This window comes from Sphingobium sp. BS19, from assembly GCF_027925545.1.
Classification (GTDB): domain Bacteria; phylum Pseudomonadota; class Alphaproteobacteria; order Sphingomonadales; family Sphingomonadaceae; genus Sphingobium.
Map to the genome: position 1 here is coordinate 1 of NZ_BSEF01000069.1, position 1,500 is coordinate 1,500.

Consider the following 1,500-nt stretch of genomic DNA (forward strand, 5'->3'; position numbering starts at 1 on the left):
GTGTCAACGGCGGTCAGATTCCAGGCCACCGGGGCGGAGTAAAAGCAGGCCACTGTTGATGCGGGCCTAACGATATGAAGAGGGCCCCGATCGGGGCCCTCTTCATATCGTTGTCGTCATTGATCAGGTGGCGGTGATCTCGCCAGTGTCCGGGTCGACAACCTGGGTGGCCTGGTTTTGCTCCGCCCCGGCAGCACGGCGGCGGGCGGACTGCTTAAGGCGGTAGCTATCGCCGTTCATGGCCAGGATGCTGACGTGGTGCGTGAGCCGATCGAGCAGCGCGCCGGTGAGCCGCTCGGATCCCAGGACCTGCGTCCAGTCCTCGAACGGCAGGTTGGATGTGACGATCGTTGATCCCCGCTCATAGCGCTGCGAGAAGGTCTCGAACAGCAGTTCAGCGCCTGTGGGCGAGAGGGGAACATAGCCCAGTTCATCAACGATCAGCAGCTTCACCGCCGCAAGATCGCGCTGCATCTTGAGCAGTCGCTTTTCGTCCCTCGCCTCCATCAACTGGTTGACCAGGGCAGCGGCGGTCGTGAACGCGACCGTGAAGCCTTTCTGGCAAGCTGCCAGTCCCAGCGCGAGCGCTACATGTGTCTTGCCGGTGCCGCTATTGCCCAGCGCGATGATATTCTCCCGCCGCAGGATGTATTCGCAGCGGGCCAGCTCCAGCACGAGCATTTTGTTGAGGCCTGGAATGGCCGTGAAGTCGAACGTGTCGAAGCTTTTCACCGCCGGGAACCGCGCAGCCCGGATCCGGCGCTCCACAGTGCGGCGCTCACGATCGATCAGCTCAAGTTCGATGAGCCGCAGCAGGTATCGGCTATGATCAACCCCGTCGCGTGCGCATTCACGGGCCAGCTTCTCATATTCCCGTAGCACTGTAGGAAGTTTGAGCTGCTTGAGATGATGCGCGAGCAGGACCTGCGGCGTCCCCGCCATGGTGCCGGTCGGCATCTTGTCCTCTGCGACCTGGTTCATGCCGCCAACTCCTGAGATGTTTGGGGCACGAGCGCGGCATAGTCGGCGGCACGCGTCGTCTTCACGTCCATTTTCGGCAGATGGGGATAGGCTGCCAGGTCCAGGCGGGCGGGCCGTCGTTCGATGCGCGCCAGCGCGATCTGCTTGACCGCATCGAAGCCGATTGCACCGATACAGATCGCCTCGTTCACCGCGAAGGTGACGATCTCCATCGGTATCGCCTCCAACAGGCGCAGGATCTGGATGAACTCGCGCTTGCCCTTGTTGCCCATACGCGCCTCAAGGAGGTGACGCATATGCTGGAACGCTTGCGGAAGGGCCCAGTCCTGCAACGCGGCGGCCTGATCGAGCGCATTGGGCTTGGTCTCGATTAGCGCCAGATAATGCAGCGGGTTCGCCACAAACATGGCCTCACCATAACAGCGCGGATGTCTGGCGATCTCCTCATTGCCACATAGGATGACCACCGTGTCGACGAAGCCCTTCACCATGACATCCTGGAAGCCATACCGGGTTGGC

1 protein-coding gene and 1 pseudogene are annotated in these 1,500 nt (G+C 61.7%); both read right to left on the reverse strand.

Translation table 11 applies throughout. The features are described from left to right. Nucleotides 1–123: 123 nt before the first annotated feature. Nucleotides 124–981, reverse strand: a complete 858-nt coding sequence (istB, locus tag QMG56_RS23170; protein ID WP_281825258.1) for an IS21-like element helper ATPase IstB — start codon at nucleotides 979–981, stop codon at nucleotides 124–126. Continuing rightward, a pseudogene (locus tag QMG56_RS23175) lies at nucleotides 978–1,500 on the reverse strand (IS21 family transposase); the annotation flags it as partial. The pseudogene QMG56_RS23175 and the gene istB, both read right to left, overlap by 4 nt.

Excerpts from the sequence above, each read along its gene's own strand:
- istB (WP_281825258.1), bottom strand. The coding sequence starts at position 981 with ATGAACCAGGTCGCAGAGGACAAGATGCCGACCGGCACCATGGCGGGG.